2 rRNA genes are annotated in these 5,533 nt (G+C 58.8%); both read left to right on the forward strand.

Annotated elements, in window-relative coordinates:
* The first annotated feature begins 829 nt into the window (after positions 1 to 829).
* A 16S ribosomal RNA gene (locus AB0I14_RS32020) occupies positions 830 to 2,346 on the forward strand.
* A 448-nt stretch (positions 2,347 to 2,794) separates the two neighbouring features.
* Positions 2,795 to 5,533 (forward strand): 23S ribosomal RNA (locus tag AB0I14_RS32025); the annotation flags it as partial.

Raw genomic sequence — 5,533 nt, forward strand, 5'->3', positions numbered from 1 at the left:
TGGTCGATGCCCGGTGTCCGGCGCAGACCCTCTCGGCTGGACGTGACCCTCACCGTCGCGGCCTTCGTCTGGGTCATCGCCGAAGGCGTGCTGTTCATCGGCGGATACCTGGCCAAGCCCTGAGACGCGCCGAACGGTCGGCGTTGCCGAAAAGAAACCTCGGCCGCGTGAATGCGATGTTCGAGCGGTTCAAGCAGGGGTGAACCAGGACAAAGCCCGAGGTAGGTCAGGTGCCTGAGCGGCTTCGGACGGGCGGCGCGGGCTCGCCGGCGCCATTGAAGTGTGCGAGCCGGTTTGACGTCCCCTCGTCTTGGGCATACTGTTCACTTCGCCCCACGGGAGTGCGGGACGCCTGAGGGCGGCCGGCCCGGGGGAACCATCCTCGACCAGCTGACGCGGCTTCGTCGCGCCCGCGCCGTCGTGATGGGATCGGAAAAGGATCGATTTGACAATCGGGCCGGATCTGATGAAATAGCTCCACCGCCGGGAAGGAACCGCGCAAGCGGAACCGGAATGGCGTATCGGAAAAGCCCGGAATTGACAGTCCGAGCGGATCTGATAAAGTAATACGAGTCGCCCCGGGGCGGGAAACGCGAAAGCGGATCCAGCACGGTGGGTGTCCGTTTCTTGAGAACTCAACAGCGTGTTAAAAGCCAGTGCCTTTATCGGCTCGGTCATTTGTTTGGCCGGGTCGCCCCGTGCCATCTCTTCGGGGGTGGTGGGGATTTCTTTGAGGCAATGCTGTCCCTCTTTGTGGGGGATGGTGATGCTGGGATTGTTTCCTGAGGTTTGGCCGGTCGGGGTTCGCCCCCTGGTTGGTCGTGTGACCTTGATGGAGAGTTTGATCCTGGCTCAGGACGAACGCTGGCGGCGTGCTTAACACATGCAAGTCGAGCGGAAAGGCCCCTTCGGGGGTACTCGAGCGGCGAACGGGTGAGTAACACGTGAGCAACCTGCCCCTGACTTTGGGATAAGCCCGGGAAACTGGGTCTAATACCGAATGTAACCGCTGATCGCATGATCGGGTGGTGGAAAGTTTTTCGGTTGGGGATGGGCTCGCGGCCTATCAGCTTGTTGGTGGGGTGATGGCCTACCAAGGCGACGACGGGTAACCGGCCTGAGAGGGCGACCGGTCACACTGGGACTGAGACACGGCCCAGACTCCTACGGGAGGCAGCAGTGGGGAATATTGCGCAATGGGCGGAAGCCTGACGCAGCGACGCCGCGTGAGGGATGACGGCCTTCGGGTTGTAAACCTCTTTCAGCAGGGACGAAGCTAACGTGACGGTACCTGCAGAAGAAGCGCCGGCTAACTACGTGCCAGCAGCCGCGGTAATACGTAGGGCGCAAGCGTTGTCCGGAATTATTGGGCGTAAAGAGCTCGTAGGCGGTTTGTCGCGTCTGTCGTGAAAGCCCACGGCTTAACCGTGGGTCTGCGGTGGATACGGGCAGACTAGAGGCAGGTAGGGGAGAATGGAATTCCCGGTGTAGCGGTGAAATGCGCAGATATCGGGAGGAACACCGGTGGCGAAGGCGGTTCTCTGGGCCTGTACTGACGCTGAGGAGCGAAAGCGTGGGGAGCGAACAGGATTAGATACCCTGGTAGTCCACGCCGTAAACGTTGGGCGCTAGGTGTGGGGTCCTTCCACGGATTCCGCGCCGCAGCTAACGCATTAAGCGCCCCGCCTGGGGAGTACGGCCGCAAGGCTAAAACTCAAAGGAATTGACGGGGGCCCGCACAAGCGGCGGAGCATGTTGCTTAATTCGACGCAACGCGAAGAACCTTACCAAGGCTTGACATTGCCGGAAAACCATCAGAGATGGTGGGTCCTTTTTGGGCCGGTGACAGGTGGTGCATGGCTGTCGTCAGCTCGTGTCGTGAGATGTTGGGTTAAGTCCCGCAACGAGCGCAACCCTCGTTCCATGTTGCCAGCACTTCGGGTGGGGACTCATGGGAGACCGCCGGGGTCAACTCGGAGGAAGGTGGGGATGACGTCAAGTCATCATGCCCCTTATGTCTTGGGCTGCAAACATGCTACAATGGCCGGTACAGAGGGCTGCGATACCGTGAGGTGGAGCGAATCCCTTAAAGCCGGTCTCAGTTCGGATCGAAGTCTGCAACTCGACTTCGTGAAGTCGGAGTCGCTAGTAATCGCAGATCAGCAACGCTGCGGTGAATACGTTCCCGGGCCTTGTACACACCGCCCGTCACGTCACGAAAGTCGGCAACACCCGAAGCCCGTGGCCCAACCCTTGTGGGGGGAGCGGTCGAAGGTGGGGCCGGCGATTGGGACGAAGTCGTAACAAGGTAGCCGTACCGGAAGGTGCGGCTGGATCACCTCCTTTCTAAGGAGCATCAACTGGCCAGGGTCGCCTCGCGAGAGGGACCGTGGTCGGTGGCCACCAGTGACGGCGCATGTTCGTCAGGTGGCTGCTCATAGATGTGGAGCACTGGTTACTCAGCTCACCGCGTGTGTGAGCCGGCTAGTACCGACCTGCAGTTTCGGCTGCGGGGAGTGGGAACGTTGGTTTCAGGCAGGTGGTGGGTTGGACACGCTGTTGGGTCCTGAGGGAACGGGCGCGAGCTCGGGTGACCTCGGACTACGGGACCAGGACCGCATCACCTTCGGGTGGTGTGGTTTTGGTGGGCCCGGTTGTTTTTTGAGAACTGCACAGTGGACGCGAGCATCTCTGGTAGATGATGAGAGCCGCCTGGAGAGGGACCCTCTTTATAGAGGGTTCTTTGAGGGTTGTTTTTGTTGTTTATCTGCGATTTGTTCTGATCGTTTTGTGTGTTCAAGTTTTTAAGGGCATACGGTGGATGCCTTGGCATCAGGAGCCGATGAAGGACGTGGGAGCCTGCGATATGCCTCGGGGAGTCGGCAACCAGACTTTGATCCGGGGATTTCCGAATGGGGAAACCTGGCACCCGTCATGGGGTGTCGCCGCCTGCTGAATGTATAGGCAGGTTGGTGGGAACGCGGGGAAGTGAAACATCTCAGTACCCGCAGGAAGAGAAAACAATAGTGATTCCGTGAGTAGTGGTGAGCGAAAGCGGAGGAGCCTAAACCGTGCGCGTGTGATAGCCGGCAGGCGTTGCGTGTGCGGGGTTGTGGGACCATCTGGTCGTCTCTGCCGAGGCGGCAAGGAGTTATAAACTGCTCGGGTAGTCGAATGGCTTGGGATGGCCGACCGTAGACGGTGAGAGTCCGGTAGACGAAATTCGAGTGGCTTCTGGGTGTGTTCCCGAGTAGCACGGGGCCCGTGAAATCCCGTGTGAATCTGCCACGACCACGTGGTAAGGCTGAATACTTCCTGATGACCGATAGCGGACCAGTACCGTGAGGGAAAGGTGAAAAGTGCCCCGGTGAGGGGTCGTGAAATAGTACCTGAAACCGTGTGCCTACAAGCCGTCAGAGCCTCCTCAGTGAGGGACTTGTTCCTTGTTGTTGGTGATGGCGTGCCTTTTGAAGAATGAGCCTGCGAGTTATGGTGTGTGGCGAGGTTAACCGGTGTCGGGTAGCCGTAGCGAAAGCGAGTCTGAATAGGGCGTTTTTAGTCGCATGCTGTAGACCCGAAGCGGAGTGATCTAGCCATGGGCAGGGTGAAGCGCCGGTAAGACGGTGTGGAGGCCCGAACCCACCAGGGTTGAAAACCTGGGGGATGACCTGTGGTTAGGGGTGAAAGGCCAATCAAACTCCGTGATAGCTGGTTCTCCCCGAAATGCATTTAGGTGCAGCGTCGCGTGTTTCTTGCCGGAGGTAGAGCTACTGGATGGCTGATGGGCCCTACCAGGTTACTGACGTCAGCCAAACTCCGAATGCCGGTAAGTGAGAGCGCGGCAGTGAGACTGCGGGGGATAAGCTTCGTAGTCGAGAGGGAAACAGCCCAGATCATCGGCTAAGGCCCCTAAGCGTGTGCTAAGTGGGAAAGGATGTGGAGTTGCTGTGACAACCAGGAGGTTGGCTTAGAAGCAGCCACCCTTGAAAGAGTGCGTAATAGCTCACTGGTCAAGTGATTCCGCGCCGACAATGTAGCGGGGCTCAAGCACACCGCCGAAGCCGTGGCATTGACACTTTGTGTGTTGATGGGTAGGGGAGCGTCCTGTATCCGGTGAAGCCTCGGGGTGACCCAGGGGTGGAGGGTGCGGGAGTGAGAATGCAGGCATGAGTAGCGAATCACACGTGAGAAACGTGTGCGCCGGATGACCAAGGGTTCCTGGGGCAGGCTAATCCGCCCAGGGTAAGTCGGGACCTAAGGCGAGGCCGACAGGCGTAGTCGATGGACAACGGGTTGATATTCCCGTACCCGCTGGTATGCGCCAACGCTGAATCCTCTGATGCTAACCACCTGAACCATCCTTTGGGCCTTCGGGTCTGTTGGGTGGGGAGCGTGGGGCCCGAGGGGGTAGTAGGTGAGTGATGGGGTGACGCAGGAGGGTAGCTCAGCCCGGGCGGTGGTTGTCCCGGGGTAAGGCTGTAGGGAGAGAGATAGGTAAATCCGTCTCTCGCGTATCCTGAGAGCTGATGCCGAGCCGTTTTAGGTGAAGTGAGTGATCCCATGCTGCCGAGAAAAGCCTCTAGCGAGTGTACCGGCGGCCCGTACCCCAAACCGACTCAGGTGGTCAGGTAGAGAATACCAAGGCGATCGGGTGAACTGTGGTTAAGGAACTCGGCAAATTGCCCCCGTAACTTTGGGAGAAGGGGGACCTCGCCCGGTGATGGCATTTGCTGTCTGAGCTGGGTGGGGTCGCAGAGGCCAGGGGGAAGCGACTGTTTACTAAAAACACAGGTCCGTGCGAAGTCGTAAGACGCTGTATACGGACTGACGCCTGCCCGGTGCCGGAACGTTAAGAGGACCGGTTAGGGGGACTTGTTCCTTCGAAGCTGAGAATCTAAGCGCCGGTAAACGGCGGTGGTAACTATAACCATCCTAAGGTAGCGAAATTCCTTGTCGGGTAAGTTCCGACCTGCACGAATGGCGTAACGACTTCCCCGCTGTCTCAACCACAGGCCCGGCGAAATTGCAGTACGAGTAAAGATGCTCGTTTCGCGCAGCAGGACGGAAAGACCCCGGGACCTTCACTATAGCTTGGCATTGGCGCTTGGAGCGTCTTGTGTAGGATAGGTGGGAGACTGTGAAGCCCAGACGCCAGTTTGGGTGGAGTCGTTGGTGAAATACCACTCTGGTCGTTTTGAGCGTCTAACCCGCACCCGTGTATCCGGGTGGGGGACAGTGCCTGGTGGGTAGTTTAACTGGGGCGGTTGCCTCCCAAAATGTAACGGAGGCGCCCAAAGGTTCCCTCAGCCTGGTTGGCAATCAGGTGGCGAGTGCAAGGGCACAAGGGAGCTTGACTGTGAGACGGACGTGTCGAGCAGGTGCGAAAGCAGGGCCTAGTGATCCGGCACCTACGTGTGGAAGTGGTGTCGCTCAACGGCTAAAAGGTACCCCGGGGATAACAGGCTGATCTTCCCCAAGAGTCCATATCGACGGGATGGTTTGGCACCTCGATGTCGGCTCGTCGCATCCTGGG

The sequence above is a fragment of the Mycobacterium sp. NPDC050441 genome, from assembly GCF_040655355.1.
In the GTDB taxonomy this organism is placed as follows: Bacteria; Actinomycetota; Actinomycetes; order Mycobacteriales; family Mycobacteriaceae; genus Mycobacterium.